The sequence below is a fragment of the Microbacterium maritypicum MF109 genome (genome assembly GCF_000455825.1).
GTDB lineage: Bacteria > Actinomycetota > Actinomycetes > Actinomycetales > Microbacteriaceae > Microbacterium > Microbacterium maritypicum_A.
The window spans coordinates 1-504 of sequence record NZ_ATAO01000073.1 but is presented as its reverse complement, the minus strand read 5'-3'; the positions used below and the strand labels follow the sequence as shown (position 1 = coordinate 504).

At 72.6% G+C, this 504-nt stretch carries 1 protein-coding gene and 1 pseudogene; both read right to left on the bottom strand.

The features are described 5' to 3' along the window. Positions 1-282 (bottom strand): DUF4233 domain-containing protein (locus L687_RS25645; protein ID WP_031206763.1); only part of this gene is annotated, 282 nt, incomplete at its 3' end. Then, positions 279-504: pseudogene (locus L687_RS25640) on the bottom strand (dihydrofolate synthase); the annotation flags it as partial. The pseudogene L687_RS25640 and the gene L687_RS25645, both read right to left, overlap by 4 nt.

Sequence of the window (504 nt, the reverse complement as noted above, 5' to 3'; positions counted from 1 at the left end):
TAGGGCGACGAGTGCCTGCACGACCCACCCGGCGGTGATCGCCCAGGGCTTCGTGATCATCCCGGCGATCGCGATGCAGGCGAGCGCGACCACCGCCCCGGCGACGATCGCCCACCACTGCTCGATACCGTCGGGAAGCTGCCGCAGCCCGAAGATCGTCAGGCCCACGAGGAAGACCACGATGGCCTCGAAACCCAGCACGACAGGTGCGAGCTTCTGCACGAGCGTGCGCGGCGGGCGCGGCCGGCGGGTACGGCGAGCCGGTGTCGCGTCGGCGCTCATGCGCGCCACCCCGCCTTCCAGTCCTCGTCCTGCGCCAGGGCGACCGCCTCTCCGGCGAGCACCACGGAGCCCGCGATGATGACCGCGCGTCGATCGGAGGATGCGGCCCACTCGCGCGCGGCGTCGGCGGCGTCGGCCAGCGAGTGGTGCACGGTCGCCCGCTGTCCGGCCTGCTCGACGAGGTCGGCGATCGCATCCGCATCGCTCGCGCGATCCGAATCC